This is a genomic window from Neobacillus sp. SRL179 (assembly GCF_984799095.1).
This window is the reverse complement of the sequence record NZ_OZ481792.1, coordinates 1219559-1245882: the sequence shown is the minus strand read 5'-3', so window position 1 is coordinate 1245882 and position 26324 is coordinate 1219559. Positions and strand designations below refer to the sequence as shown.

General features: G+C 35.9%; 29 protein-coding genes. 17 read left to right on the top strand and 12 right to left on the bottom strand.

Going from position 1 to position 26324, the window contains the following annotated elements; all coding sequences use genetic code 11:
• Positions 1–119 precede the first annotated feature (119 nt).
• The 4 genes from AC4E8C_RS06115 (at position 120) to AC4E8C_RS06100 (ending at position 4273) form a co-directional block, all read left to right on the top strand.
• Positions 120–671, top strand: coding sequence for a GNAT family N-acetyltransferase (locus AC4E8C_RS06115; RefSeq protein ID WP_490211074.1), 552 nt, complete (start codon positions 120–122; stop codon positions 669–671).
• Positions 672–904: 233 nt separating this feature from the next.
• Positions 905–2215, top strand: coding sequence for a hemolysin family protein (locus tag AC4E8C_RS06110; RefSeq protein WP_490212487.1), 1311 nt, complete (start codon positions 905–907; stop codon positions 2213–2215).
• Positions 2216–2454: 239 nt separating this feature from the next.
• On the top strand, positions 2455–2856 hold the full coding sequence (locus AC4E8C_RS06105; protein WP_490212486.1) for a MerR family transcriptional regulator: 402 nt from the start codon (positions 2455–2457) through the stop codon (positions 2854–2856).
• 61 nt (positions 2857–2917) lie between these two features.
• On the top strand, positions 2918–4273 hold the full coding sequence (locus AC4E8C_RS06100; protein WP_490211072.1) for a hemolysin family protein: 1356 nt from the start codon (positions 2918–2920) through the stop codon (positions 4271–4273).
• Positions 4274–4391: 118 nt separating this feature from the next.
• On the opposite strand, the gene AC4E8C_RS06095 is transcribed toward AC4E8C_RS06100, so the two are convergent.
• A complete protein-coding gene (locus tag AC4E8C_RS06095; RefSeq protein ID WP_490211070.1) occupies positions 4392–4688 on the bottom strand; it encodes a hypothetical protein in 297 nt (98 codons plus the stop codon).
• 361 nt (positions 4689–5049) lie between these two features.
• Here AC4E8C_RS06095 and AC4E8C_RS06090 point away from each other — a divergent pair, with 361 nt between their 5' ends.
• Positions 5050–5355: a HesB/YadR/YfhF family protein gene (locus tag AC4E8C_RS06090; protein ID WP_490211068.1), complete on the top strand. Its 306-nt coding sequence runs from the start codon at positions 5050–5052 to the stop codon at positions 5353–5355.
• Between the two features lie 119 nt (positions 5356–5474).
• Here the strand turns inward: AC4E8C_RS06090 and AC4E8C_RS06085 are convergent, their stop codons facing one another.
• Positions 5475–6008 (bottom strand): YgdI/YgdR family lipoprotein, encoded by a 534-nt coding sequence (locus tag AC4E8C_RS06085; protein WP_490211066.1) that lies wholly within the window; start codon positions 6006–6008, stop codon positions 5475–5477.
• 360 nt (positions 6009–6368) lie between these two features.
• Here AC4E8C_RS06085 and atpB point away from each other — a divergent pair, with 360 nt between their 5' ends.
• The 5 genes from atpB to AC4E8C_RS06060 all read left to right on the top strand — a co-directional run bounded on the left by atpB (position 6369) and on the right by AC4E8C_RS06060 (position 10464).
• Positions 6369–7082: a F0F1 ATP synthase subunit A gene (gene atpB / locus AC4E8C_RS06080; RefSeq protein WP_490211064.1), complete on the top strand. Its 714-nt coding sequence runs from the start codon at positions 6369–6371 to the stop codon at positions 7080–7082.
• A 22-nt stretch (positions 7083–7104) separates the two neighbouring features.
• A complete protein-coding gene (locus tag AC4E8C_RS06075; RefSeq protein WP_490211062.1) occupies positions 7105–7500 on the top strand; it encodes a F0F1 ATP synthase subunit B in 396 nt (131 codons plus the stop codon).
• 5 nt (positions 7501–7505) lie between these two features.
• Positions 7506–8468, top strand: a complete 963-nt coding sequence (locus AC4E8C_RS06070; RefSeq protein WP_490211060.1) for a DUF3939 domain-containing protein — start codon at positions 7506–7508, stop codon at positions 8466–8468.
• A 221-nt stretch (positions 8469–8689) separates the two neighbouring features.
• Entirely contained in the window at positions 8690–9946 is a 1257-nt protein-coding gene (locus AC4E8C_RS06065) for a DUF445 domain-containing protein (RefSeq protein WP_490211059.1), read from the top strand.
• Between the two features lie 152 nt (positions 9947–10098).
• Positions 10099–10464, top strand: a complete 366-nt coding sequence (locus tag AC4E8C_RS06060; RefSeq protein ID WP_490211058.1) for a cytochrome-c oxidase — start codon at positions 10099–10101, stop codon at positions 10462–10464.
• A gap of 71 nt (positions 10465–10535) precedes the next feature.
• Here the strand turns inward: AC4E8C_RS06060 and AC4E8C_RS06055 are convergent, their stop codons facing one another.
• Entirely contained in the window at positions 10536–11354 is an 819-nt protein-coding gene (locus AC4E8C_RS06055) for a 5'-nucleotidase, lipoprotein e(P4) family (RefSeq protein WP_490211056.1), read from the bottom strand.
• A gap of 227 nt (positions 11355–11581) precedes the next feature.
• On the opposite strand from AC4E8C_RS06055, the gene AC4E8C_RS06050 reads away from it, so the two are divergent.
• Entirely contained in the window at positions 11582–12814 is a 1233-nt protein-coding gene (locus AC4E8C_RS06050) for a PucR family transcriptional regulator (RefSeq protein ID WP_490211054.1), read from the top strand.
• Positions 12815–12941: 127 nt separating this feature from the next.
• The gene (gene ald / locus AC4E8C_RS06045) at positions 12942–14072 is read left to right on the top strand and encodes an alanine dehydrogenase (protein ID WP_490211053.1); all 1131 of its coding nucleotides are present in this window, start codon (positions 12942–12944) and stop codon (positions 14070–14072) included.
• Between the two features lie 71 nt (positions 14073–14143).
• Here the strand turns inward: ald and AC4E8C_RS06040 are convergent, their stop codons facing one another.
• Both AC4E8C_RS06040 and AC4E8C_RS06035 read right to left on the bottom strand, forming a co-directional pair.
• On the bottom strand, positions 14144–15559 hold the full coding sequence (locus AC4E8C_RS06040) for a SpoVR family protein (RefSeq protein WP_490211051.1): 1416 nt from the start codon (positions 15557–15559) through the stop codon (positions 14144–14146).
• Positions 15560–15724: 165 nt separating this feature from the next.
• Entirely contained in the window at positions 15725–16705 is a 981-nt protein-coding gene (locus AC4E8C_RS06035) for a M14 family zinc carboxypeptidase (RefSeq protein ID WP_490211050.1), read from the bottom strand.
• Positions 16706–16853: 148 nt separating this feature from the next.
• Between AC4E8C_RS06035 and AC4E8C_RS06030 the strand changes: the two genes are divergently transcribed.
• Positions 16854–17108: a YhdB family protein gene (locus tag AC4E8C_RS06030; RefSeq protein WP_490211048.1), complete on the top strand. Its 255-nt coding sequence runs from the start codon at positions 16854–16856 to the stop codon at positions 17106–17108.
• A gap of 156 nt (positions 17109–17264) precedes the next feature.
• Here AC4E8C_RS06030 and AC4E8C_RS06025 read toward each other — a convergent pair whose 3' ends face one another.
• Together AC4E8C_RS06025 and AC4E8C_RS06020 are read right to left on the bottom strand one after the other, a co-directional pair.
• A complete protein-coding gene (locus AC4E8C_RS06025; protein WP_490211047.1) occupies positions 17265–19007 on the bottom strand; it encodes a phospho-sugar mutase in 1743 nt (580 codons plus the stop codon).
• A gap of 198 nt (positions 19008–19205) precedes the next feature.
• The gene (locus AC4E8C_RS06020; RefSeq protein WP_490211046.1) at positions 19206–19592 is read right to left on the bottom strand and encodes a YhcU family protein; all 387 of its coding nucleotides are present in this window, start codon (positions 19590–19592) and stop codon (positions 19206–19208) included.
• Between the two features lie 119 nt (positions 19593–19711).
• Here AC4E8C_RS06020 and AC4E8C_RS06015 point away from each other — a divergent pair, with 119 nt between their 5' ends.
• Positions 19712–20635: an RluA family pseudouridine synthase gene (locus tag AC4E8C_RS06015; protein ID WP_490211045.1), complete on the top strand. Its 924-nt coding sequence runs from the start codon at positions 19712–19714 to the stop codon at positions 20633–20635.
• Positions 20636–20712: 77 nt separating this feature from the next.
• Here AC4E8C_RS06015 and AC4E8C_RS06010 read toward each other — a convergent pair whose 3' ends face one another.
• Complete coding sequence (locus AC4E8C_RS06010) at positions 20713–20967, bottom strand: GlsB/YeaQ/YmgE family stress response membrane protein (protein WP_490211043.1); 255 nt, start codon at positions 20965–20967, stop codon at positions 20713–20715.
• A gap of 417 nt (positions 20968–21384) precedes the next feature.
• On the opposite strand from AC4E8C_RS06010, the gene AC4E8C_RS06005 reads away from it, so the two are divergent.
• The 3 genes from AC4E8C_RS06005 to AC4E8C_RS05995 all read left to right on the top strand — a co-directional run bounded on the left by AC4E8C_RS06005 (position 21385) and on the right by AC4E8C_RS05995 (position 23706).
• On the top strand, positions 21385–21999 hold the full coding sequence (locus AC4E8C_RS06005; RefSeq protein ID WP_490211042.1) for a DUF47 domain-containing protein: 615 nt from the start codon (positions 21385–21387) through the stop codon (positions 21997–21999).
• A gap of 11 nt (positions 22000–22010) precedes the next feature.
• Entirely contained in the window at positions 22011–23012 is a 1002-nt protein-coding gene (locus AC4E8C_RS06000) for an inorganic phosphate transporter (protein ID WP_490211041.1), read from the top strand.
• A gap of 118 nt (positions 23013–23130) precedes the next feature.
• On the top strand, positions 23131–23706 hold the full coding sequence (locus AC4E8C_RS05995) for a YitT family protein (RefSeq protein WP_490211040.1): 576 nt from the start codon (positions 23131–23133) through the stop codon (positions 23704–23706).
• 31 nt (positions 23707–23737) lie between these two features.
• On the opposite strand, the gene proC is transcribed toward AC4E8C_RS05995, so the two are convergent.
• The 4 genes from proC to deoC form a co-directional block, all read right to left on the bottom strand.
• On the bottom strand, positions 23738–24541 hold the full coding sequence (proC, locus tag AC4E8C_RS05990; RefSeq protein WP_490211038.1) for a pyrroline-5-carboxylate reductase: 804 nt from the start codon (positions 24539–24541) through the stop codon (positions 23738–23740).
• A 19-nt stretch (positions 24542–24560) separates the two neighbouring features.
• Positions 24561–25073, bottom strand: coding sequence for a DUF3189 family protein (locus tag AC4E8C_RS05985; protein ID WP_490211036.1), 513 nt, complete (start codon positions 25071–25073; stop codon positions 24561–24563).
• 122 nt (positions 25074–25195) lie between these two features.
• Complete coding sequence (locus AC4E8C_RS05980) at positions 25196–25591, bottom strand: cytidine deaminase (RefSeq protein ID WP_490211035.1); 396 nt, start codon at positions 25589–25591, stop codon at positions 25196–25198.
• Between the two features lie 32 nt (positions 25592–25623).
• Positions 25624–26298 carry a deoxyribose-phosphate aldolase gene (deoC, locus tag AC4E8C_RS05975; RefSeq protein ID WP_490211033.1) on the bottom strand — a complete coding sequence of 225 codons (675 nt, stop codon included), beginning with the start codon at positions 26296–26298 and terminating at the stop codon, positions 25624–25626.
• Positions 26299–26324 lie beyond the last annotated feature (26 nt).

Here is a 26324-nt window from a genome sequence, read left to right as displayed (position 1 = left end):
AATTTAGCGCTTAAAACAAATCCCACTTTTTGATAAGCAGGGATTTTTATTTTTGTTTTATCTACCCCAGGCGCATCTCCTGCATATGATGAATTAAAAATTTTAGTGGGAGATTTGCTATGTTTACATTAAAGGTTGATCATGAAATTGAATTGCAATTATTTCAACGTCACCACGCCTTAAAGCTTTACCAGCTTATTGAGGAAAATAGAGAACATTTGCGTGAATGGATGCCATGGGTAGACAGCATGAACTCGCCATACCAAATTGAATCCATTATTCCTGTGTGGCTTACACAATTTGCAGAGAATAGCGGGATGAACGTTGGTATTGTTTATAAAGGGGAACTTGTTGGCTCACTTGGCTTACATCAAATCGATTGGTATAACAGTATGGCGAGCATCGGTTATTACCTGGCAAAAAAGGCTGAAGGCCGCGGCATTATTACTCGTTCTGTTAAAGCCCTGTTAAATTATGCTTTTTTCCAGTTAGGGATTAACCGTATCGAAATTCGTTGTGGTGTGATGAACAAAAAAAGCCGCGCTATCCCTGAAAGACTTGGTTTTATCAAGGAAGGCCTGCAACGCGATGGTGAACAATTAAACGGTCATTTCCATGATTTGTTCGTATATAGTATGCTAGCACGAGAGTGGAAATTATTACCCATATAAATTCCACTAAAACCGCCAGGCTTGGCGGTTTTTTTTAGATAAGAAAATACATACTTCCGACGTTAAACTGCCCATGAGGTCTGCTGATCTTGTTGTAAATTGTCATTATTTGCTTATTGACTTTGTTTTTGAAATAATAAATTAGAAAGTAGAAAATGCTTTAACAGGAAATAATGAGTACATAGAGTAAAAAGTAAGTGAGGTGGAAAACCTTACTATTTGTAGGGTGCATGATGGTTGGAATAAATGTCATTATAATAGCAGTCCTTATTGCCCTTACAGCTTTCTTTGTCGCATCAGAATTTGCGATTGTAAGGGTCCGGACAACACGAATAGACCAATTAGTATCTGAGGGAAATAAAAAGGCTGAGGCTGCCAAGAGGGTCATCTCCAACTTGGATGGTTATCTTTCCGCCACACAAGTTGGCATTACAATCATTTCATTGATTTTAGGATGGCGGGGCGAGTCAACTGTCCGCCAATTATTGGAACCTATTTTTAGATGGATTCATTTACCATTATCCTTAGAACCAATAATTTCGACCATTTTTGCTTTTATTATTATTACTTTTTTCAATGTAGTAATTGGTGAGCTGGCTCCCAAAACATTTGCTATCCAAAAGGCCGAAGAAATTATTTTAGCCTTTGCAAAGCCATTAATTTTATTTTATAGACTATTGTATCCGTTTATATGGGTCCTAAATCACTCCGCTCGTTTTGTTACAGGGCTGTTCGGTATTAAATCGGCTTCCGACCAAGAGCTTTCTCTTTCTGAGGAAGAACTGCGTATGCTTCTTTCTCAAAGTTATGAAAGTGGTGAAATTAATCAATCTGAGTACAAATATATGAATAAAATTTTTGAGTTTGATGATCGGATTGCAAAGGAAATTATGGTGCCAAGGACAGAGGTTATTACCCTTTCGAAAGAGGCAACAATGGATGACATTGTCGATACTGTAAGAGAAGAAAAATACACAAGGTATCCTCTTATTGATGGAGACAAAGATAATATTTTAGGCATTGTCAATATTAAAGAAGTATTAACCGATTGTATCCAACAAAAGTGTAATGGTGAAGAGCCGCTATTACCTTACTTAAAACCAGCTATACATGTGATTGAAACGATTCCAATTCAGGAATTATTGGTTAAGCTGCAAAAGAATCGTTCCCATATGGCAATCCTGTCAGATGAATATGGCGGGACAGCTGGCATCGTTACCGTTGAAGATATTCTTGAGGAAATTGTTGGAGAAATACGTGATGAATTTGATTTAGACGAGCTCCCGCTTATTCAGAAAAAAGGAGAAGGACACTTTATTTTGGATGGTAAAGTCTTAATCAGCGAGGTAAATGACCTCCTAGGCACAAGTCTGGAGGAGGATGATGTGGATACAATTGGCGGCTGGTTTTTGACTCAGAAATTTGATTTACATATTGGCGATTCTATTCAGAATGATGGATATACTTTTCAAATTCTAGAACTTGAAGGCCATCATATCTTATATATTGATGTAAAAAAGGAAGTAAAACCGTCTCCTGAGTAGGAGACTTTTTTTGTGAAAAAGGGGCGTAGCGTGGCAGAAGCGGACTTGCTAATTTAAATTAGCAGATATTATTTTCTTCTCCGCCTATTTCCTTATCTATAATCATATTTACATAAAAGTGTCATAAATTATTTGTATCAGCAATATTCTAACCAGAACGTTTGACTGTACGGTTTAAATTCTTTATAATTATTGTTAATTTACATTTATTGAGGTGGTAAGATGGGGCTGTCTATCGTATTGGGGAAATAGCAGAAATAGCTAATGTGTCAAAACGGACCATTGACTATTATACGTCTATTGGGTTACTCTCGGCAGAACGCTCTAAGTCCAATTACCGCATTTATTCGGATGAATCATTAAATGATTTACAATTTATAGAAGAATGCAAGAGTCTGCACTTTCCATTAGACGAGATTAGAAGAAAACTAGAAATGCGAAAAGCAAAGAACATCCGTGAATCAGAAGTGGAAAAACACGTAAGTGCTGTCACACAACAAATGAAGCAGCTTCATAGTGATTTGTTTGATCTTATTCCCATCCTAGAAAGATTGGATGATCAACAAAAAGAAGTGTTTACTAGAAATTTGAGCCTGCTGCGAACGGCACTCATGAAATCCCTTCTGAATGTAACGAGCTAATTTTTTTATATTACTGGGAGGTGACTCCTTACCCGTGTGATAACGGGCTAAGGGAACTTATTTGGACATATTTAACTTGGTTATTATAGCCATTTTAATTGCCTTAACTGCTTTTTTTGTAACTTCAGAATTTGCTATTGTTAAAATAAGAAGTTCAAGAATTGATCAGTTAATTGAAGAAGGAAATTCGAAAGCTATTTCAGCGAAAAAAGTGATTTCAAACTTAGATGAATATCTATCTGCCTGTCAATTAGGTATTACCATAACCGCCCTTGGTTTAGGTTGGATTGGGGAATCTACAATTGAACACATGCTAAGCCCATTATTCCAAAAGTTCAACATTCCTGAAAGTGCAACGCAAATATTATCAGTAGGTATTGCATTTGCGACGATTACCTTCCTGCATGTTGTGGTTGGAGAGCTTGCACCTAAAACATTGGCCATCCAAAAGGCCGAACTGATAACATTGGTTGTGTCTCGACCACTCATCTTATTTTATAAGATTATGTATCCGTTTATTTGGGTGCTGAATGGATCAGCACGGATTGTTTCAAGTCTATTTGGACTTAAGCCTGTATCTGAAAATGAAATTGCCCATACAGAAGAAGAGCTGCGAATTATCCTGTCTGAAAGCTATAAAAGTGGTGAAATTAACCAATCAGAGTTTAAGTATGTAAATAAAATTTTTGAATTTGATAATCGTATTGCAAAAGAGATCATGGTTCCAAGGACCGAAATGGTTTCATTATCAAAAGATGATTCCTTAGAGACCTTTCTCAATGTATTACGTGAAGAAAAGTTCACAAGGTATCCCGTCATCGATGGTGATAAAGATCATATTATTGGACTTGTTAATATCAAAGAACTCATGACCGATTTAATTGGAAATGAACAATTATCATCACAAACTTTGGAAAGCTATACACGGCCAATTATTAGAGTAATAGAAACGATTCCCATCCATGACCTATTAGTAAAAATGCAAAAAGACCGTGTCCATATGGCAATATTAATGGACGAATATGGCGGGACATCAGGACTTGTTACAGTTGAAGATATATTAGAAGAAATTGTTGGCGAAATTCGTGATGAATTTGATATGGATGAAATTCCAGAAATCCGAAAGATTAAAGAAAACCATTATATTATTGATTCAAAAGTGTTAGTGACAGAAATTAATGATTTATTGGGAGTAGATATTAACGATGAAGACGTTGATACGATTGGCGGATGGATTCTAACTGAGAATTATGAAGTTAAAGAAGGCGATATCATATTTCATGATTCCTATGCCTTTAAAATTCTCGATATGGAAGAACATCATATTAAATATATTGAAGTGACGAAAAATGCCAACAATGAAGAACCAAATTTGTCGCCAATGGCAGTAACAAAATCAGAAGAAGTACTTTCATAATGTATTAAAATAGACCGTTGCAAACGGTCTATTTTTTTCTTTCAAATTTATTTACGCTTAGCCCTTCCTCTTTTTCTCAAAAGAAAAAGACTGCATGTTTTTAACAGTCTTTCAAAAGTTATTTTGTTTTTAAGATAATAAGGTCTTCTTCAGCTTTTGCTATCTTCACTAAATGTGAATCCAGGCGGCGATGGATATGCTGAATTTCACTGCTCTTTGTCTCCTCAATACGCTCAAGTGATTCTTTAATATCTGTTAAATCAATTTGATTTACTTCAACTCTATGTTCAATGCTGTCCATCTTCTCTAGTCTCGAAAGTCTTTTTTCAATATTATCTAATGTATTATTAAACGTTTGAATTAAACCTTTAATATCGATCACGTCATCTGTTAGTTTTTCGAATTGTTTTTCCATAAACAAAACCTCCCTTGTTTATTATATTTTATCATCATTTCCACTATTAATAAGTTACAAAATCAGTAACACTCAACGAGATAGTCACAAAAAATACATATAGACATCATTCCTAATATTTCCTCCACTTAATTATATCATTAGCTATTTTTTAACATGTGAACGATTGAAATCAAAAATATGAACATTTATTTAAAGTTATGAAAAATAACTCAATCATGTGAAAAATATCACATGAAAAATTTTAATTTCATTATACTCTTGCAATATAAGGAATGAGGCTGCCGCAAGCAGGATTGTAATCCCTACAAATCTTTCCTTATGTTGCATATTCAAATTGAAAAAGGGTTGGTGTATAAATATGTTCATTTCAATCGACGAAAAAGCTACCTCATGGTTCACAAAGGAATTTGAAATTAGTCAGCCAATTAATATTCGCCTTTTTCCCCAATATGCAGGATTTGGACAGCAAAATAAAGGATATAGCCTTGCATTTTCTGCTGAACATCCTTCAAATGTTGGATTTACAAAAGAAATTAATGGAATTACTTTCTATGTTGAAGGAAATGATGTGTGGTTTTTTGAAGACACTGAAACATACTTGTCTGTTGATGAACGTATCGAAGAAATTCAGATAACTTATAAAGAGACAGTTAAAACAAGTTAACAAACCACTCTACCAATATATTCAATCAAGACAATTTACTGTTGTAAATGGAATATAAATATTTTATCCTCAAAAAAACAAGCCAGATATATTTTTATCCGGCTTGTTTTATGTGGTAATTAGTTTACTTGTTTACCTAAGCTTGGAGGAAGTAATTTAACACTCTCATATACTTTGCCAAGTTTCTCTTCACCTTGGGCGAAAAGATCGTCCCCTGCATCAAGTGCTGGTGTTTCTTTTTTCAATTCATCGGCCTTTGCCTGATATGAAGCTGCATAATCCTTAATTGCTGCCTCAAGGTCTGCCTTTTGGTCTTTAAGTTCTGCGGGTACTTGAATACTATTAAGCTCTGCAGCAACGGCTGCAGCAGATTCACTTGCTTTAGTCTTTTCCTCTGGTGTTGGTAATTCTTCAGGCTTTGCACCTTCCTTAGTTGCTTTTGCCATATATGCATTTAGATCAGCATCTTTTGCATTAATTTTGTTACCAAGCTCCATATAAAATTTAACTAATTCTTTCTTTGCATCTACCTTTGGTGCTGCCGCTTCCTTTGTAACTTCTTTCTTTTCTGTTTTTGCCTCATCATTGCTTGAACATGCAGCAAGACCAATCGCCATTGTTAAAGCTGATACTGCTAGTAAAAACTTCTTCATTTTTGTTTCCCCCTATTTCTATTTGTTGCCTTGTTTATTTTACAACATAAATTAAGACGAAAAAAGTAGAAAAAGGTTGCAAATATAAAAATTTTTTCACTTTTTAAAAGATAACATTTTTTACTGCCATATATTAACATTAAGGGAAATTACTATACATTTCATATCAATATGCTTAAAGAATTTAACGATGTTTAGTATTATTACCTTGAAAACTATATTATTCAGAAAATTAGGAAATTATTGTGAACTATGTTACAATAATAAACTTTTTTAGTTATAATATAAATGACAAAATATCCCTCTTACTCAAAGTGTTTTCAAAGCAATCCATACTTTCACAGAAAGGGGTTGGACATCATGGAACACTCGAGGCCTCAAGTTGAATGGTTTAATTTAACATTCGACTTATCCATCATCTTAACATCAACAGTTGCAGCAATTATTGTATTTCTTATTGCTTCCATATTAACTAAGCATCTTTCATCTCGGGCACCAAATAAGGGACAAAATTTTATGGAGTGGCTTATAGAATTCGTAAAGAATATCATGAGCTCTTCTATGCTTGTCTCGAACAACTTATTTATCTTGTCTACAGGCATTTCTCTGTTAATGTATTTATTTATTGCAAATCTCATGGGGATCCCTTTCTCCATTATTACTGCAGAGGAACATTCTGTTGTATGGTGGAAATCCCCCACGGCAGACGCACATGTTACGATGACACTTGCCATCATGATCATTGTTTATACTCACTTCATCGATATTCGCTTACATGGCTTTAAACATTTTGTTGTTAGCTTTTTCAAGCCATTTAAACTCTTATTTCCAATTAATGCTATTGAACAACTGGCCACAACATTGACGTTGGGTCTTCGTTTGTTTGGAAATATTTATGCGGGGGAAGTAATGTTAGCCTTATTAGCCAGTGCAGTAGGCCAAGGTTGGGTGATCAGTCTTTTTGCTGCCGTTCCAATGTTAATCTGGCAAGCATTCTGTATCTTTATTGGGGCCATTCAAGCATATATTTTTGTGACACTTACCATGGTATATATTGGTCAAAGATTAACATAAACGATAAGGGGTGTTATAGGTTATGGGGGATTTTACATTATTTGGGCTGCCAGTTTCATTAGGTACGATGCTTTATCAAGCATCCATTTTTACTATCCTAGTGTTTATTTTAAAGAAACTAGTCTTTAAAAAGCTTGTTGCTATTCTTGACAAAAGAAGACATGACATTGAAAATCAGTTAAAATTAACAGAAGAGTATAAATTAGATGCCAAAAAAAATCTTGAAACGAGTGAAAACGTCTTAAAACAGGCCAAAATCGATGCTAGAGAATATATGAAACATAGTGAAACAGAGGCTAACTTAATGATTCAAGCAGCTAAGGCAGAGGCAAAACAAATACTAAGAGAGGCAAAAGAAGAAGCATTCCTTTGTCGGTCTCGCTCCTATGCTCATAACAATCAAATTAAGGGGGCTTAAATCCTATGAAGCACAAATTCACAAAGTATCTTGGCAGAGTGACAGAAACGCTGGAATTAGGTTTTGAGGAAAAGTGGATTTATGTTCACTATACAAAAGGCTCCATTGAAAAAACGGCCTGTTTATTAAAAAATGAAAATAAAGATGAAGGAGAATATCTAGAGCCCTTCTTCGAAGAAAATAAGGTGTCTATGGAAATGGTTAAAGAAGTTAAAAAATTTCTAAAAAATGAAAAGGTACATGACGAAACCCACTGGAATGAATTCACAACCTTCCTCATGAAAACCCTTTCATTAAATATGGCTTTTGGTATTGCCATCGCTATTTCGGTTTATATGGGTTATAAGATAGGGGCTTTCCTAGATGACCGCTATGATATTTATCCAACTTTTACATTATTGGGCACATTTATAGGGATTGGGATTGGCGGTTTAACGATCTATTCAATGGTTCATAAATACTTTAATACTCCGCAAGAAGACCAGATAAAAGAAAAACAAGCAAGTAAGGTAAAAGAAGAAAATGCTGACTATCCAGTTATTGATGTTACCATTGAACAAATACGGAAGGCCGTAAGAGCATTTTCAGATAATCTTCCTAAGGGGGTTTTTCGAACAATCCTTGTTAAGGAAGACAATAGTATTGATTTTAAACAGCTTGCCTCACTTCTTGGCGGAATACCTTCAAAAAAATTCTATATGTCCAAGGAGACATATGATTTATTCGAAGAAAGTGAAGGGCAAATTTCAGTAGAAATGGACATAGTACAAAAAGCTGTTGACCAATATGTAAAAGAACATAAAGAATATCCAATGTTAAAATTTGACCCGCATCATAGGGTGAATTACTATCAACTTTTACAGGATCATTACTTAAAAGAAGCTCCAGAAACACAATTTTATATTACAGATTTGGATGGGCTTATAACACATATTAAACCTAAGAAAAAACACTCCTCTCAAAGTTGAGAGGAGTGTTTTTATTCGAGTTCTTATTGAATCCCTGCAAAACATTACCCTTTTAAGAGCATTTTGGTTAATTGAACGAATATTTTTCTATTGACCAAAGGTATATTTCCTTCTTTTTAAAGCAAATATTGTTTTTAAAAGGAAGTTTTTTTTGCTTTTTTCCTATTTATCTTGAGATAATACAAGGGATAACCAATATTAGTTAAACGAGGGGTACAAAAATGGTAAATCAGAAAAATAAATCGCAGCATTTAGCGACTATTTCTCTAATCGTGATGGGAATTGGCTTTATTGCCACCATCCCATTACAAGATTCATTCTGGGGAAATATTTTGCAGGGAGGGTTTGAAGCGGGTCTCGTGGGCGGGCTAGCTGATTGGTTTGCAGTAACTGCATTATTTCGTCATCCGCTTGGGATACCGATTCCACATACAGCCTTACTGCCAAAAAATCGCAAACGAATCATTGCAGGAATTATTTCTATGTTAGAAAATGATTGGCTAACAAAAGAGAGCATTCGAAAAAAAATTGATTCTATCCAATTTACAGATAAATTATTTGAAATCATCAACATTCAGATCCATTCAAAAACGGTTCAAAAGAATTTCATTACTTTAGTAAAACATATCATCAATAAGGTTGAAATTAAAAGAATCACTCCAGTTGTCGAAGAGCAACTTAAATCCCGATTAAATGAATGGGATATTAAAAACTATCTTCCTTTACTAATAGACCAAGTTGCCAATCGAAAATATGATGAAAAAACACTTGATTATGTTCTCAAAGAAGTGGACGAATGGGCTCGGAAGGAGAGTACCAAATATAAACTCGGTAGTATGGCAGTTGATGCTGTAGAAAATATTAAAGCGGATGGTTTTATGCAATTTGCGTTAAAATCATTTAGCAACTTGGTTAATGAGGAAAAGTTAGGGAATATTATTCAGAATTTAATTTTAAAAGGAGTCGACAGTTATCGAGATCCCTTTAATCCAAATAGGAAAACCTTATTGACACATATTCATCAAAAGTTAGAAACACTTAAAAGTGATGAAAAACTATATCAAGAACTTACCAACCTAAAAACCCATGTAATTGGGGAGTGGGAACCAGAAGCACAAATCACAGAGGTATTAACACAAATCCAGAAGAAGGTATTAGATTTCGTTGAAGGCCCCACCTTCTTTGATGTGTATATTCTTCCTTTTATAGTAAGTGGACTAGCCGACATTCAAGGAAATCCTGAAAAAATGAATTCCTTAGAATCATGGATTAAATTACAGCTTAACGATTTTGTTAATAAGCACCATTCTAAGATTGGCAAACTTGTCGAAGAAAATTTAAATAGACTAGATGATAAAACACTAATCACCATGGTAGAAACCAACGTTGGCAAAGACCTGCAATGGATCCGCGTCAATGGGGCTGTTTGTGGATTCTTGATTGGTTTGATTTTAGTGGGAATCAGAGGCATTTTTTAAAAGGATTAGATTGGGCTGCTGAAGGCAGCCTTTTTTCTTTTAATAGATGAGAATTAATTTATACTGCACATCAATGTCTCAGTTCTTTTTCACATTATATCTTCATATTTAGTAATGCAGGACTATTTTATTAGGTAAAAGGGGGCAGAAATATGGCAGTTAAGCTGATTAAAATTTCAGTTCTTTATTTTGTCATTGGAGTCTGCATTGGAATGTATATGTCGATGACAGAAACTTTTGACTTTACACCAGTTCATGTCCATATTAATTTGCTTGGCTGGATGTCGATGGCGCTTGCAGGACTTATTTATGTAGCTTTCCCTAATGCAGCTCAAACTACTTTAGCAAAGGTTCACTTTTGGCTTCATAATATCTCGTTACCCATTATGATGATTGGTCTTGCCTTTTTAGTCTCTGGTGTTGCTCAAGCCGGCCCAGCAGTTGCAGTTGGAGGTACATTAATGGTGTTAGGCATTATAATCTTTGCAATCAATGTTCTAAAAAATGTAAAAAATTAGCCTGCCTTTATTCTTATATATTATTAAGGAAAAAGACACTCACACGGTGTCTTTTTCCTTTTGTGCTTCGTTTAATTACTGTCGGTATTTAACTGATTTCTTCTCAACTTTACTTTTTCATCATCTTGTTTTCGATAATTATAATCATAGATAGCGCCTTCCCAATCACCATACATGGGATTTGGGAACAGGATGAACTTGCTACCGAAATCCTCCTTTTGCTGCTCCACTTTTTTCATTCTGTCATTAACTGTTAATTCATCAAACCCACTAAAATCCCCTAAATTATCACCAAATAACAAGACAATTTCATGTGTTTTGGCTACATACCTTCGACGTTTTTCTTTTCCTTTTTCACCGTTCTGCTGTAATAATACATGCCGTTTATTAACTTGAGGAGCGCCTACTTTTTTTAAATTCATTATGGTTGGTTCTTTATGCGCTTCATTACGATTGGAAATATAGTAAATGTCTACCCCTTTAGAATTTGCATAGTTTAAAAATTCGATAGCTCCAGGCAGTGCCGCTGCATCAGACCTGCTAAACCATTCCGTCCAATTAAATGGTTTACCTTTTCCATAAAGAACATACCATGCGAGATAAGAACTGTTATCCAGGATTGTTTCATCAATATCAAGGACAATGGCTGGCTTCTTCCCCTTATTCTTTGGATATTTTTTCAGTATCTCACTCAATCTTAATTTTCCTAGGTTATAACCTTGATAATACAGTGCTTTTGCTTCGGCGGACTGTTGAAACCAAAGAACAGACATCGTATTTTGTTCATACAAGTTTAGCGATGAATGGTTAACTTGTTGAGAATAAACTCTTTCACCTTTTAAAGTAAAAGAGACGATTACAGCTACCAGTAACCAGGTTATTTGCTTCATAGGAAACCTCCTTAACTTTTTCCTTTTAGTATGTGATAAAAAAACATTGTAAGTCTGTGTTCAACTTTTTTCTTTCTAATGTTTTATCAAACCTATTAATAATTTTTGTAGAAAAACGAGAAATATGATCTAATCTTTTGTAAAATTAAACAAAGACCACTTTTATGATTTTTTTTAATTCTGCAGTATACAACTATCCTATTCCTATTTTTTTGGGGGTTTTCCTTTTGACTATTAGAAAACATGATCCTTTTACTGCCACTATTGATAGCTTAGATGAGTTTGCTGATCTTGTTAGCCATGTACTGAATTGCCCGATTACAATTGAAGATGTAAACCATCGTCTGCTTGCCTATAGTACCCACGATGAACGGACTGATCCTGCCAGAGTTTCAACAATCATTGGCCGACGAGTGCCAGAAAAGGTCATTAATCAATTATGGAAAGAAGGAACAATACCTACACTTTTAAAGACTCGCGAACCTATTCGTGTAAAGGATATGAATGATATTGGACTTAACCACCGAGTGGCTATATCAATTTGGAAACATAATGAGGTAATAGGGTTTATTTGGGCAATTGAAATCGATAAATCGTTAACAAAAACAGATTTTGAACTATTAAAAAAAGCTGCAGAAGCAGCGAAAAATAAATTGCTGCAGCTTCAAACAAGAAGGAATAAAAAAGAAGAGCATTCACAAGAATTTTTCTGGAGACTTTTAACAGGCCATTTAAATGAGGAAAAAGAAATAATGGAAAACTTCCGAGCACTGCAAATTACACCATCATCCTCTTTTGCAGTGGCAGTTTTTCAATTCCAACAAAATATTACTAGCGAAGAGGAAAAAAACATATCCTATTTATTAAAAACAAGCCAGCTGTTGAAAATTATGCTTTATACGATTGACTGTAATCAACTGATCCTCTTAGTCTCAGCGGTAACAGTTGAAGAACCTTTTACCGAATTTGATCATTTTATTAAGACATTTGTTAGGCAGTTAAATGAACGCTACGGTATCGCGGACCTCACCCCTGCCTACAGCGGTATATATGATAACTATCAAAAAATTGGCAAGGCATATAAAGAAACTTTGTCTGTTTTATCAATCAAGGAAAAATTCCCTAGCGAAACAAATGAGATTTTTAATTATCAAAAGCTGGGAATCTATCAATTGTTTGAACTTATTTTAATCAAAAGAGAAAAGGAAGAATACGAGAATTACTCATTAAAACGACTTCATGCATACGATAAGAAGCATAATACTAATCTTGTTGAAACCTTAGAGGTTTTTTTAAATAAAGATAACAGTATAAATGATGCTGCTAAAGAATTAAATGTTCATGCAAACACATTAAATTATCGTTTGAAGCGAATAACAGAGATTGGCAATATTAATTTTAAAGATCCCAACCAAAAAATGATTCTTTATCTTGATTTAAAATTAGAAAAGTACCTTTGAGCGGTTTGTGAAAATCCCCAAATAAAATAATAATTTTTCTCCATTCTTAACAAAGAATTTCTCTGACAAACAATTTATACTGTTACCATAGTACAATTTTTTTTAGTAACTTGAGGAGGAATTGGTTATGTTCATTGGGGTACCTAAAGAAATTAAAAATAATGAAAATAGAGTAGCGCTTACGCCTGCAGGTGTCGTTACATTAGTAAGTACTGGTCATACTGTATTAGTCGAAAGCGACGCAGGTATTGGAAGCGGTTTCACAAATAGTGATTACAGCAAGGCCGGTGCTAAAATTATTGAACAGGCTGAACATGTTTGGTCTAAATCAGATATGATTATGAAAGTAAAAGAACCACTTCCAAGTGAGTATCCATACTTCCGTCAAGGCTTAATTTTATTCACCTATTTACATCTTGCTGCAGAACCCGACTTAGCTCAAGCGCTGAAGGAAAATGGGGTCACTGCAATTGCTTATGAAACAGTGTCTGTTAATAAATCTCTCCCGCTTCTTACACCAATGAGTGAAGTTGCTGGCCGTATGAGCGCCCAAATCGGTGCGCAATTCTTGCAAAAGAATAATGGCGGGCAAGGAATCTTGCTTGCAGGTGTACCAGGGGTTAACCGTGGTAAAGTAACCATTATTGGCGGTGGAATTGTAGGTACGAATGCGGCCAAAATGGCAATAGGCTTGGGTGCTGATGTAACCATCATCGACTTAAGTGCAGAGCGTCTTCGCCAGTTGGATGATATCTTTGATACTCAAATCAAAACATTAATGTCCAACCCCTTTAACATTGCAGAAGCAGTGGCAGAAGCTGACCTTTTAATCGGTGCTGTATTAATTCCTGGTGCTAAAGCCCCTAAACTTATTTCAGAAGAAATGGTTAAGTCAATGAAGCCTGGCTCAGTTATTGTCGATGTAGCCATTGACCAAGGTGGTATTGTAGAGATTGACCATGTAACTACACATGATAATCCAACATTTATTAGACATGGAGTTGTTCACTATTGTGTTGCAAATATGCCTGGTGCTGTTCCTAGAACATCAACCATTGCCCTAACAAACGTAACCGTCCCATATGCGTTACAAATTGCCAATAAAGGTGTATTAAGAGCAATTTCTGAAAATGATGCATTAAAGCTTGGTGTGAATGTAGCAAATGGGGAAATTACGTATGAGGCGGTTGCACAGGATTTGGGATATGATTATGTAACAGTAGAGAATGCATTAAATAAAGAATTTACTTCTATTTAATTTGAGTCTGAAACCATAGGGGATACTATATAAAGGAGGCAGCTATTATAAAGAATAGCTGCCTCCTTTTTTTATAAATATTTTCGATGGACACCTTTTCCATCATAGGAAAACAGCATTTTCCTTTCTTCAATCATGGTCTCAATATGAACCGGTCTTCCCCATAACTGCTGGACATATGGGAGTACCTTTTCGAGGTATTTTACATCGAGTTCGACGCCCTCATACCAATGCTTTAAATATAGTTCCCCATTCTTAAGGTAGTCGCCATCATTGACCGTAATATATGGAAAACCTCCATTTACCCTCATGCCTACTAATTGGTCGCGGATATGCTCCCATTCTTTATCAACGACTTTATAATCACGTCCTTGCTTTTGAAATAAATACATATCTTCTCTCATCACAAGATCCTTATTTAAGTAATTACGAAGGAAGGAAATATCTGATTCAACTTCGCGAACTTCGAACATTTTCTCCCTGCCGGAATCTGGCAAAACCCCTCTGCGCTTCATTTCTTCGGTGGGATTATTATATCGTTCCTCAATATCCTCAAAGATTTTAATACCAAGATAGTACGGGTTTATTCCAGTCTTGGATGGCTGAACAACGCCAGCATTCAATTTGGCAAATTCGACTGCTTCTCCGCTTGTTAAATCAAGCTCCCTTAAAATTCGTTGATGCCAATAAGATGCCCAGCCTTCATTCATGATTTTAGTTTCAAGCTGCGGCCAAAAGTAAAGCATTTCCTCCCGCATCATTGTTAGGATATCCCGCTGCCATTCCTCAAGTTCCCTGCTATACGTTTCAATAAAAAGTAATAAATCCTTTTCTGGCCGAGGAGGGAACTTCTTTTTCTTAGGCTGATTAGTTACCTTCTTGCCTTTATCATCTAGATTCCAAAGATCATCGTATGGTGTTATGATACGGTTCTCTTCATCCTCTTCATCTTCTGCATCACCTATCGACCACGATAATTTTGGCCGCATTAATGATGGATCAATATGCTCATCAATTGCCAATACAGCATCTAAAAAGGTCTCCACTTCTTTTTTTCCGTATTGGATTTCATATTGGTGAATTCTTTCGGCAGTAGCTGCCATACTTTCAACCATATCCCGCTTGGTATTTTGGAAGCGGACATTATTCTTAAAGAAATCACAATGCGCTAGAACGTGAGCCACGATTAGTTTATTTTGAATTAGGCTGTTGGAATCAAGCAAAAAGGCGTAACACGGGTTAGAATTAATAACAAGTTCATATATTTTACTTAATCCCAAATCGTAGTGCAATTTCATTTTATGAAATTGCTTTCCAAAACTCCAGTGTGAAAACCGGGTAGGCATTCCATAGGCACCAAATGTATAGATGATTTCAGCAGGACAGATTTCATAACGCATCGGATAAAAATCCAAGCCAAAACCAGTTGCTATTTCGGTTATTTCGCTAATCGCATATTCTAGCTGCTTGCGATCTTCAACTTTCATTAGCCACTCCCCCTTTTCCTCTTACCACAATGTATGAAGGAAAAGCAGGATTGATGAGAAAGAAGCCAAAAAACAATATCAATGTGACTAATTGTTTTTTGATTCAATTCAAAGGTTAAATTTAGAAGATTCCATTCTGATCCCTGGAAGATTAATCAATATTAATTATTTCAATTTCTTTGCCTCATCTGCTAGCAGAAGTCCAACATTTTTATTTCGATGCCATTCTTTTTTAAAGACAGAAAGCGGCGGGCTTGTTTCACCAACCAGATAACTAATTTCTATTGTCATCGCAGGTTTGTGATAGGTGGTGATAAACCAATCAGTAAAACCACCGCCTACTGCATCTGAATCCGGCTTTGCTAATTTATAGCCAGTTAACCTAGAAACCCTTTTGGCAACTAAATAATCCCGTATAAAGTGTTTTCCATTTTTATAATTCCAAAATATTTCTCTTCCTGCGGTATGATACGCTATGGCTATCAATGGGTTAATGTCCTTAATAAAATGGGATAATGCAATAACTTCTCTGGCCTCTAGAGGCTCTTTTCCTTTATAAAATTTATAATTTGGTTTAACTGACTCAAGCTTTAGATCCTTCCACCCCGCTGGATATTGTCTGTTTAAGTCAATCCCCATGCCGTTAGCTTTCCACCTTGTAAAGTTTCTTGAACCTTCATTCATCATAAGCAATCGGTTTTGATGTGTTGGCGGAAATAATTCGAGGTGATTTTGTTGAATGGTTACACCGTCAGGATTTAACATGGGCACAAACCATATAGAAACCTCATCTAAAATCTTAGTTGATTTGTTTTCAAATTCATTCAGGTTTTGGTAGGAATTAGAATACTCCTCAAGCATCTTCATTAAAAGGGCACTTGTCAGCCATTCACGCCCATGGTGTGATCCGATTAAAACCAAATTTTTTTTGCCACGCCCGAGTTTTACTGCCCAAATAGTTCTCCCAAAGTGAGTTGTTCCAATTGATTTTACTTTAATTATCTTTTTATACTTTTCCTTCATTTCCTTCAGATCCTGCTCAAGCTCCATATAGGAATACGGTTTATTGACAGTTACTATTTTTGCTCCAACAACAGATTCGAAAAAAAAGAATATAATCAAAAGCACACTTAAAATTCTAGCCATAAAACCCCCAACTGTCTTTTTAACATGGTTTTTATACAGGTAAATGTTGAAAACAGCGTAAACAAAGGATGTCCAACATTTGCTTTGAAAGTTATCTTGAAAATGTCATAAAATAATTTCAACTCCTAGTAAGGAGGAGAAAAGTCAAATGAATAAATTGGATTATGATCGAGCGTTATATTATACTCATCGGTCGGAATGGGATAATTTATTAATCCTAATGGTACGGACCAAAGACCAATTTTTATCAAAAAAGATTGAACAATTCCTGCATGCTTATAATTTTGAACGTGATTACACCGTGATTGAAACAAAACTATATAATCTTCTTCGTTACATCGACCATGCTAACGAAACCGTAGAACCAGATGCAAATGGGCTGCCGATGTATAGTCTTTCCTGAAAAAAAATATGGATACACTTGATGAGAATAATTTTACTGCCGGGTAAAAGAATTCCACCAAAAAAAAAACGGCTTCCATAGGAGGCCGTTTTATCTTCAACATTTTTGGATCTGAGAGCATGCTTTTGCACAATCTTTAGGTAGGTTTTACAAAAATTATATTTCTTGAACCATTTTAATTCTTTGATCGACAATTCCCATAAAGTCCTTCTCAATGTTTTGAAGTTTGGTCTTACTTTCGGCAAGACTTTCACTATTCACACCAAAGTAGAATTTAACTTTTGGTTCTGTACCTGATGGTCTTAAACAAACCCATGAACCATCCTCAAATGTATATTTTAATACATTAGATTTTGGTAATTGGATTGTCACTTCACCAGTTTCCGTTAAGCATTTACCAGTAAGGTAATCCTCTGTAGTAATAGTTCTTAATGAGCCTAACTGGGTTAATGGCTTATGGCGGAAGGATGTTAGAAGACGTTCGATTTGTTCGGCCCCTTCTTTTCCTTTTAAGGTTAGTGAGCGAAGTCCCTCTTGGTAAAACCCGTACTTTTCATAAACTTGCTGCATTCCTTCATAAAGGGTCAAACCTTGTTTTTTATAATATGCACATACCTCTGTCGCTAGCAGTGCTGCCTGAACAGCATCTTTATCGCGAACAAAGTCGCCAATTAAATAACCATACGATTCCTCATACCCGAATAAGAAAGTATGGTCACCTGTTACTTCATATTCCTTAATTTTTTCAGCAATAAACTTAAATCCTGTTAGTACATTAATCGTTTCTAATTGGTAGGCCGATGCAATTTTACGGCCTAGTTCAGAGGTAACAATTGTTTTTATTACTACCCCATTTAGAGGTAATATCCCTTTTTCCTTTTTCTGCGAAAGAATATAATCTACTAATAGTGCACCAGTTTGGTTACCAGTTAAGACAATATACTCTCCTTTATTATTAAGACAGGCAATACCTAAGCGGTCTGCATCAGGGTCTGTTGCTATAAGTATATCTGCACCCACTTTTTTTCCATCGCGAATAGCTAGTTCAAACGCAGCGTGCTCTTCTGGATTTGGACTTTTTACGGTTGAAAACTCTGGGTCAGGCAGTTCTTGCTCTTTTACCACCGTAACATTTTTATAGCCTAATGCTGCTAATGCAGCTCGTACTGATTTATTAGCTGTTCCATGTAATGGTGTAAAGACAATCTTTATATCCGATTCCGCAGCAAGATTTGGATTCTCTGAGATGGTCATTAATTTTTCAAGATATGCCTGATCAATTTCTGTCCCAATTGTTTTAATTAAACCTGCTTCTTTTAGTTTCTCAGCACTGTCCACTTCTATTAATAATTCATTACCTGCTCCGTTGACCTTAGCAATAACCTCCATGGCTGCATCTGGTGGAAGCTGTCCTCCATCTGAACCATATACCTTATAACCATTGTACTCTGGAGGATTATGACTGGCAGTAATCACAATACCTGAAAAGGCGTTTAAATATCTTAAGGCAAACGATAATTCAGGTGTCGGTTTTAGTTCATCGAATACATATGTTTGAATACCTCTTGTAGCAAGAGTTTTTGCAGCCTCCAAGGCAAATTCCGGCGATTTATGCCGTGAGTCATAAGCGATCACAACGCCCCGTCTTTTTGCCTCTATTCCCTGCTCTTCTATGTATGCAGCCAAACCTGCAGATGCTTTACGGACAGTATAAATATTCATTCGGTTTGTTCCCGGACCGATTTCCCCGCGCATTCCAGCAGTCCCAAATTCTAAATTCTTATAAAAGGACTCTTCAAGTTGTTTTTCATTTTGTTTTAAAGCCATTAGTGCATTTTTTAATTCTAAGTCTAACTTTTCATATTCGATCCAGCTTTTAGAGATTTTTTTCCAGTCCATACGATGTCCCTCCTAAGTGTCTACTATTTATTGTTTCTAACTGCAAGGTACTTACTCCTTCAAAAACTACATAAAATTAGACGACAATTTTTGCAGTTTGAAAGAAATATCATTTATTATAATACAGTAAATAGACATAATTTAAGAGTAGGAATAGAAAAAAGCCTGTAAAATTAAATACAGACTTGTGACAAATACTTATATGATTAATTCATTGTCTGCTTTTGAATAAATACTAAGCATTGTATTTCTTAAAGTTTTCACTTCAATAAACTGCTCATATTCAAAAGGAAAAAATAGTCGAAATTCATTTAAAGTAGCAACATTCTTGTTAAAGACACTCACATATTGATCGTCTAGTTGTGAGGATTCAAGAATGGAAATTAATGTTTGAATGCTGGTCATCACTTGAAAAGCATCTTTTAATGTATTAAAATCCTCAGAAATGTGCAAGACCTTTAACTCCTCAAATTGAAGGATCTCGTCATCTCTAAAATAAAGAGGAAAAATATTGGTGTAAAAATACCTCACCAGTTCATTGATTTCTTTTTCCTGACTTGGTGTCGAGGCAAAAACAATTTTCACTTATAACCCACCCTTTGCCATCGCTTTTTTCTGTCTTAATATATATCATAAGAATAACATAATTAAAGGCACTTTTTGGGTGGTAATTATCACCACAGTTTATTATAAAGGAGAAAACAATGCTGAAAACGGTCCGAATGGGTGAATGGTTACAAATTATTATTCCTATTGCATGGGAAGGGAAAACAATCGAGGATATTTTCCGTGAGGTCTGGGATGCCCCCAAAAAACTAACGTATCAATATCGATCTGAGAATAAAGTGCTGGTGAATGGCGAACGTATGAATTGGAATAAGAATCTTCCTGCGGGCACAAAACTGCAAATCCATCTTTTTCAAGCGGAAGAGCTTCAGATTACACCGAACTTTTATGATTTAGATATTCTTTTCGAAGATGAGCATGTTTTAGTAATTAATAAGCCTCCATATATGAATACACATCCCAATAATCCCTTGGTAGAAACCAATACACTTATTAATGCTGCTGCCTATTATTTGCAAGCTAAGGGTGAATTGTGTAATATCCGCCACATCCATCGACTTGATCGAGATACTACAGGAGCCATTCTATTTGCCAAGCATGCCTTAGCAGGGGCAATTTTAGATAAAATGCTCGATAAAAGAGAAATAAAAAGAACTTACATCGCAGCAGTGCATGGCCGGCTGCATCAAAAAAAGGGGACTCTAAATAAGCCAATTGGCCGCGACAGACACCATGCGACAAGAAGAAGAGTGTCACCATCTGGACAAACAGCCATTACCCACTTTCAGGTATTAAAAGAAAATCAAGCCCGGGAGGTCACATATGTGAAATGCTGGCTTGATACTGGGAGAACACACCAAATTAGAGTTCATTTCAGCTCCATCGGTCATCCAATTGTCGGCGATATTTTATATGGCGGCAAGCCCCTGCTCAAGAGGCAAGCACTCCATTCTGCTAAATTAGAGTTTATTCACCCATTTACCCAAGAAAAAGTAACTTGTCATGCACCAGTTACCGATTTACCGGAAATATTTTCTGGGGTGGATGTATATTCCCTTTAGTACCAGAAAAAAGGATGTCTCATCAGAAAAACCCTTCTGAGACATCCTTTTTTTACTTTTCACTTCTATTCTTTTTATTAGTCAGCTTTCCTAAAAGCACGCATAATGAAACTTAACAGAAGAACTAGTACCGCAGAACCAATGATAGCTGGAATAATCGCAAAATCTGACACATGCGGGCCCCAGTTTCCTAATACCGCTGTTCCAAGCCAAGCCCCTACAAAACCTGCAATAATATTACCGATAATGCCGCCCGGAATGTTTCTGCCAACGATCATTCCAGCTAACCATCCAATAATTCCACCAACAATTAATGCCCAAATGAAACTCATTTTAGAACACTCCTTTTTTAGTATTCATGATTTCACTTATTTGCAGCCATAAACCCCAAGCAGTGTTGCAATGTTCCTTGTTTCTATATCAAAACGATCGAACCTAAATGTCAACAATCGCTTTTCACTGCCTGTACCAATAAAGTACCCCATTTTCTATTTTATACTCATTATGATAACGGAAATTTTTTGTTACAGTGTTTGTCCTTTTATTGCATAGGGAATGGTTCATGTTATACATAAATTTATCCATCTTGGCAAAAGTAACAGGTATAACAGAACAAGAAAAAAGAGACTGAAAATTCAAATGTTAAGTTTTTGTAAATTTCGTTAAGATTATTTCTTTTTTCGACATTTTTCAGATAAAATTATTGAGGTCAGTTTATAACTTGTTTAAAAAATGGAGGCTACAAATATATGGCAAAAAAAGTAGATAAGTTCTCTGCATTGTTAAAGGATATATCATCAGTTCTTGATGAAAGTGTTGATTTCTTTACAGAGTACAAATTAAAAAACATTAGTGATTTAAAAATCTTTTCTGAGAAAATGAAAGAATTTGAATCAAAGGGAGATACATACGTTCATGAAGTAATTAAAGAATTAAACGATGCCTTTATTACGCCGATTGAACGAGAAGATATTTTACATCTTGCAATGAGTATGGACGATGTCCTTGATGGTCTGGAAGCATGTTCTGCGTTATTCGAAATGTATTCCATTACCCAAGCGGATGAATTTATGCTGCAGTTTGTTGAAGCTATTCAAAGCAGTGTTCATGAAATCGATAAAGCTGTCGAATTACTTTCAAGTAAAAAGTTACCGCAAATCCGAGAGCATGCTATAAAGATTAAAGATTTCGAATCAAAATGTGATAACATTTTACGACAATCCATTAAACATTTATTTACGGTTGAAAAGGATCCTATCCGGATTATTCAATATAAGGAAATATACGAAACGCTCGAGGATATCGCTGATTACTGTCAAACAGTTGCCAATGTTCTTGAATCCATTATTATGAAAAATGCATAAGGAGCCATATTATGAGCCTTTTATTAATACTAACGATATTAATCGTAATCTGCGCCCTTGCATTTGACTTTATTAATGGTTTCCATGATACAGCAAATGCAATCGCTACAGCAGTTTCAACTAAAGCATTAAAACCGCGCCAGGCAATTATGTTAGCAGCAACAATGAATTTTATTGGTGCCTTAACTTTTACGGGTGTGGCAAAAACCATCTCAAAAGATATTGTCGATCCTTTTAAGCTTGAACATGGATCAATTGTCATACTAGCGGCCCTGATATCCGCTATCGCCTGGAATTTACTTACTTGGTACTTTGGGATTCCGAGCAGTTCCTCTCACGCCTTGATTGGTTCCATTGCTGGGGCAGCAATTGCTGCTGAAGGATTCATGGTCCTCAATTATGGTGGTTTCATCAAAATTATTGAAGCACTTATTCTTTCACCTATTTTAGCTTTTACAGTCGGATTTATTATTTATAGTATTTTTAAAGTAGTTTTTAAAAATTTCAATTTGACGAAAACGAATCGGAATTTTCGCTTTATCCAAGTGGCAACAGCTGCATTACAATCGTATTCTCATGGAACAAATGATGCCCAAAAATCAATGGGTATTATTACCATGGCATTGATTGCAAACGAGATGCTGCCGAAAAATGCCGATGTTCCTTTTTGGGTCCAAATATCGTGTGCGGCTGCAATGGGACTTGGAACATCGATTGGCGGCTGGAAAATTATTAAAACCGTCGGCGGAAAAATTATGAAAATCCGTCCAATTAATGGCGTAGCTGCCGATTTAACTGGAGCAGCTATCATCTTTGGTGCAACCTATATCCACCTACCTGTAAGTACCACACATGTCATTTCTTCTGGTATTTTGGGGGTGGGCTCTGCACATCGTCTAAAAGGTGTTAAATGGGATACAGCGCAGCGTATGCTTATAACATGGGTTATTACCCTGCCAATTACAGCAGTGCTTGCAGGAGTTCTTTATTTTATATTAAATCTATTCTTTTAAATCAAGCAAACCAGGGAGCATACTTCCCTGGTTTTTTCTTTTTCTTTACTTTCACTTCTAAATGTCTTACTCTTTCCATACTTTATCTATAAGGACAGGTCTAGAGGTGTGATCGAACTTGAAGGAAAAAATAATTGCTATGCTTATTGGCTCTTTATTATTAAGTCTTGGCATTAATGGGTTTTTAGTTCCCTATCATCTCCTTGATGGGGGGGTGATCGGTTTAGGATTAATTGTCCATTATTTTTATGGCTGGCCAACAGGTCTTAGTATCATTTTTTTAAGTCTCCCCCTTTATGTTTTAGCTTGGTTTTTTGAAAGACGGTATTTTTACTATAGTTTACATGGGCTGATTATCTCTTCATTTTGCATAGATCTATTTTCATTTATTAACGGTAAAATAGATTTAGGCATTCTTCCAAGTACTGTGATTGGAGGAGTACTTGTTGGAATTGGGATTGGTCTCATGCTTCGTTATGAAACAAGTACGGGTGGAACCGATCTTCTTGCTCAATTGTTAACTAAATTTACTTCAATCAACATTGGTATTATTATTTTTATACTTGATGGCCTCATCATTACAAGCGGCATACAAGTCGTAGGATTAGAGAAGTTTTTTTATTCGCTCCTTACCATTCTGTTTGTTGGCCTTATGACAACAATTACGGTTACGAAGAGGCCGCAAATACAATAAAGCCACCGGGTGCAATAGCCGGTGGCTTTCCTTATTTTAAGTTTTTCAGCTTCCTTGTACAGCTCTCCATTGCAGCCAATATGGCTCCACGGAATTGCTCTCTTTCAAGGGTTACAACTGCTTCAATTGTTGTACCACCTGGTGTGCAAACATCATCCTTTAGTTCTCCTGGATGTATGCCTGTCTCTAGGACCATCTGGGCCGCTCCTAGGACTGATTGAGCTGCAAGTCGGTACGCTTGACCCCTAGGGATTCCTTGACGAACCCCTCCATCAGCCATGGCTTCTATTAACATATAGACATATGCTGGGGAAGATCCACTAATTGATGGCACAGCATCCATTAACCTTTCATCTAACCTCTCAGTCTTACCAAAACACTGGAATAACTGCTCTACTTCACTAAGCTCCTCTTCACTAAGATATTCATTTGCACAAAGGGCACTCATACCTTCACCAACTAACGAAGGGGTGTTAGGCATGGTTCTGACCGCTTTTACTTCAAAGTGAAATAATTGTTCAATATCTTTTAAGCTAATCCCTGCTGCGATCGTAACCACAATGGAACTTTTATGAAGTGATTCTTTTATTTCTTGAATGATTGTAGCATGGAGGTCTGGTTTCACTGCAAGAATTAATATATCTGCAAAACCTGCAACTTCACTGTTATGTATCGATGTTTTAATACTGTATTTCTGTTTTATTTTGTTAATCGTTGCTTCTGTTGCAGCACTTGCCATAATCTTTTCAGGCGGAATGATACGTGACTTTATCATTCCCGCCATCATCGCTTGTGCCATTTTTCCGGCTCCAATAAAACCTATCTTTTTATTCATATTTTCAGCACCTTATCCCTTACTTATAAATCTCATTTTCTAATATAATGACATGTTCCGCAAATGATGTCCTTCCAATCTCCTTCGTGTTTTGAACTAATCGATAAATATTATCACAGCATTGTCTAGCACCTTTTACTAATAATGGCACACCAATAAAATCGATTTTTAATCCTCGGGAGAAAACCCCCCCCATTGACAGGGCAAATGGAACAGTTGGTGATGTATTGGAAAACACTATTTTTTCATCAAAGTGAAATTTTTCTTGCAGCATCAAAGCCATCTCTTTTAACGCAGGTACAACGTATTTATTTCGTTTTCGGCCAATCGTATAAACGGTGTTCCCATCCTCATCAACGCCATGGATTATTAATTTCCCAAAATCCTCCTTTGTTAATTTATTAAAAAATTTTACACCTAATATTTCTTCCCTAGTTAGTTTCCGTTCAGATTGAGGTAATTGTTTTAAATGATAGGCCGCAGCTAAAGATGTGGTATGTGTCCCGCCATAATCATTATATATATAAATCACGCCATCATCCCCTTTATACTTATACTTAGTATCTTCTTATGATCAGCCTTCAATTCCTAGGAGAAAATTTTTCAGAAAGGTAAAAAGAAGCTAATCATCAAGATTAGCTTCCCACAATTTTTCTATTTCAAATCATTAGGAGAAAATGCACCCGGTAATAGGTTCTTTACTTTAACCCTTTGTATATCTCCCTTTAAATTGGTTAGGATAACTTCCATTTCAGAATCACAAAGTTCAGAAATTACCTGGCGGCATGCTCCACAAGGAGACACAGGTCCATCAGTATCTGCTACAACAACAAGCGAATCAAATTGAGTAATCCCCTCTGAATAGGCATTAAACAAGGCTGTCCGTTCGGCACAATTTGTCATACCATATGAAGCATTTTCAATATTACAACCATGAAAAATCGAGCCATCCTTTGATAATAATGCCGCACCAACCTTGAATTGAGAATATGGTACATAGGCAAACTCTCTTGCCTTATTTGCTTCTAGGATCAGGTTCTTTTCTTCCATCCAATTTCACTCTCCGCCAGACATGTATTTACTTAATAATTGCTAGAAGATACCTCACCTTTTGCAATTGAAACACCGGAACTTGCCCCAATACGAGTGGCACCTGCTTCCACCATTGCCAGTGCATCTTCACGACTGCGGACACCACCTGAAGCTTTAACACCAATTTCTGGACCAACTGTTTGACGCATTAAACGGATATCTTCTACAGTTGCGCCCCCTGTCGAAAAGCCAGTTGATGTTTTCACAAAATCTGCTCCGGCTTTTACGGAAAGCTCACATGCTCTTACCTTTTCTTCATTAGTTAATAAACAAGTCTCAATAATTACCTTGACTAAGGCTTTACCTTTTGCAGCATCGACAACCGCACGAATATCATTTTCTACCAAATCATTCTGCCCGTCTTTTAGTGCAGCAATATTAATGACCATATCAATTTCATTAGCACCATTTTCAATCGCATTTCTAGTTTCAAATGCCTTAGTTTCTGATGTTGAGGCACCCAAAGGAAAGCCAATTACAGTACATACCTTTACCTCTGGTGTATCCGCAAGCAAGCTGGCTGCTGTTTTAACCCAAGTTGGATTAATACAAACAGATGCAAACTTATATTCTTTTGCTTCTTCAACAATCTTAATAATTTGTTCTCGTGTTGCATCCGCTTTTAATAATGTATGATCAATCATTTTGACAATAGTTTGAGTCATTTTAATTTCCTCCTATTTTTAACTTA

Bases quoted from the DNA above. Each gene is read 5' to 3' on its own strand.
- proC (WP_490211038.1), bottom strand. From the start codon at position 24,541: ATGAATAAAAAGATAGGTTTTATTGGAGCCGGAAAAATGGCACAAGCG.
- AC4E8C_RS06070 (WP_490211060.1), top strand. From the start codon at position 7,506: ATGAAGCACAAATTCACAAAGTATCTTGGCAGAGTGACAGAAACGCTG.
- AC4E8C_RS06010 (WP_490211043.1), bottom strand. From the start codon at position 20,967: ATGAGTTTCATTTGGGCATTAATTGTTGGTGGAATTATTGGATGGTTA.
- AC4E8C_RS06115 (WP_490211074.1), top strand. From the start codon at position 120: ATGTTTACATTAAAGGTTGATCATGAAATTGAATTGCAATTATTTCAA.
- atpB (WP_490211064.1), top strand. From the start codon at position 6,369: ATGGAACACTCGAGGCCTCAAGTTGAATGGTTTAATTTAACATTCGAC.
- AC4E8C_RS06015 (WP_490211045.1), top strand. From the start codon at position 19,712: ATGCTGAAAACGGTCCGAATGGGTGAATGGTTACAAATTATTATTCCT.
- AC4E8C_RS06090 (WP_490211068.1), top strand. From the start codon at position 5,050: ATGTTCATTTCAATCGACGAAAAAGCTACCTCATGGTTCACAAAGGAA.
- AC4E8C_RS06055 (WP_490211056.1), bottom strand. From the start codon at position 11,354: ATGAAGCAAATAACCTGGTTACTGGTAGCTGTAATCGTCTCTTTTACT.
- ald (WP_490211053.1), top strand. From the start codon at position 12,942: ATGTTCATTGGGGTACCTAAAGAAATTAAAAATAATGAAAATAGAGTA.
- AC4E8C_RS06085 (WP_490211066.1), bottom strand. From the start codon at position 6,008: ATGAAGAAGTTTTTACTAGCAGTATCAGCTTTAACAATGGCGATTGGT.
- AC4E8C_RS05980 (WP_490211035.1), bottom strand. From the start codon at position 25,591: ATGGAAGAAAAGAACCTGATCCTAGAAGCAAATAAGGCAAGAGAGTTT.
- AC4E8C_RS06035 (WP_490211050.1), bottom strand. From the start codon at position 16,705: ATGGCTAGAATTTTAAGTGTGCTTTTGATTATATTCTTTTTTTTCGAA.
- AC4E8C_RS06005 (WP_490211042.1), top strand. From the start codon at position 21,385: ATGGCAAAAAAAGTAGATAAGTTCTCTGCATTGTTAAAGGATATATCA.
- AC4E8C_RS06095 (WP_490211070.1), bottom strand. From the start codon at position 4,688: ATGGAAAAACAATTCGAAAAACTAACAGATGACGTGATCGATATTAAA.
- AC4E8C_RS06040 (WP_490211051.1), bottom strand. From the start codon at position 15,559: ATGAAAGTTGAAGATCGCAAGCAGCTAGAATATGCGATTAGCGAAATA.
- AC4E8C_RS06000 (WP_490211041.1), top strand. From the start codon at position 22,011: ATGAGCCTTTTATTAATACTAACGATATTAATCGTAATCTGCGCCCTT.
- deoC (WP_490211033.1), bottom strand. From the start codon at position 26,298: ATGACTCAAACTATTGTCAAAATGATTGATCATACATTATTAAAAGCG.
- AC4E8C_RS06065 (WP_490211059.1), top strand. From the start codon at position 8,690: ATGGTAAATCAGAAAAATAAATCGCAGCATTTAGCGACTATTTCTCTA.
- AC4E8C_RS06025 (WP_490211047.1), bottom strand. From the start codon at position 19,007: ATGGACTGGAAAAAAATCTCTAAAAGCTGGATCGAATATGAAAAGTTA.
- AC4E8C_RS06060 (WP_490211058.1), top strand. From the start codon at position 10,099: ATGGCAGTTAAGCTGATTAAAATTTCAGTTCTTTATTTTGTCATTGGA.
- AC4E8C_RS06030 (WP_490211048.1), top strand. From the start codon at position 16,854: ATGAATAAATTGGATTATGATCGAGCGTTATATTATACTCATCGGTCG.
- AC4E8C_RS06075 (WP_490211062.1), top strand. From the start codon at position 7,105: ATGGGGGATTTTACATTATTTGGGCTGCCAGTTTCATTAGGTACGATG.
- AC4E8C_RS06110 (WP_490212487.1), top strand. From the start codon at position 905: ATGGTTGGAATAAATGTCATTATAATAGCAGTCCTTATTGCCCTTACA.